This is a genomic window from Brevibacillus sp. LEMMJ03 (assembly GCF_007197875.1).
GTDB classification, from domain to species: Bacteria; Bacillota; Bacilli; order Brevibacillales; family Brevibacillaceae; genus Brevibacillus; species Brevibacillus thermoruber.
Genome location: NZ_VKJN01000055.1, coordinates 1 through 787, shown reverse-complemented (window position 1 = coordinate 787; position 787 = coordinate 1). Strand labels below are relative to the sequence as shown.

The 787-nt window shown below is 47.9% G+C and carries 1 protein-coding gene; it reads right to left on the bottom strand.

Translation table 11 applies throughout. The features are described 5' to 3' along the window. Window positions 1-675 (bottom strand): IS21 family transposase (gene istA, locus FOI68_RS22750; protein ID WP_143864417.1); only part of this gene is annotated, 675 nt, incomplete at its 3' end. Window positions 676-787: the final 112 nt, after the last annotated feature.

Genomic DNA, 787 nt, shown 5'->3' with positions numbered 1-787 from the left:
GCGTCGAACTTTGCATACTTTTGGAACAAGCCCAATCGCTGCAGCAAAGTCGGCAAAAAGCGGATGCCAGCGAGGTTTTCGATCATCTCCCATGCCCAGTACGACGGTTTTCATCTGGTCGGTCAGCATTACCTTTGGGATGCCCCCAAAATATTCAAAAGCATGAATCAAGCAACGAAGAAAGCTGTGAATGTCACAACGCTTAGTGAACTCTATATAGGTGGAACGAGAGTACCCCAATACCATGACAAATACCGGCACTTTTCGGACTGTACCGTCCAAATCTACGTAATCACACAGTCCCCAGTCGACCTGTGCATATTCACCAGGTTTCGTCTCGTAACGAAGAACAGCGGGAACTTGTTTGGGAGGACGGAAGTCCTTCACATAGTCTTTCAAGATGGTACGTCCCCCGGTATACCCCTTTTCTCGTAGAAGATCGAATAAAACCTCGCAGTTATAGATACCTTCTTGAAGACGTTCCTGCAGGAACGGTTTATACGGATCAAGCTTGGAACCACGAGATTTACGGGTTCCCTTTTCGGGGGAGAATTCACCCCGGAGATATCGGCGAACTGTATTTCGAGAATGCCCCGTTAGACGGGCAATTTCACGAATACTCTTGCCTTCTGCCCTCATGGTATGTAACGATATCACTATCCCACTCCTTAGCATGTGTCTCCCTCCGAAGATTAACTTGGCCGTTAATTACGAAGGGGATATATTCGCTAAGGGTGGGTCATTTTCTTTCCGGCGAACCTGGGTCAATTATATCCCGGCGGTGACA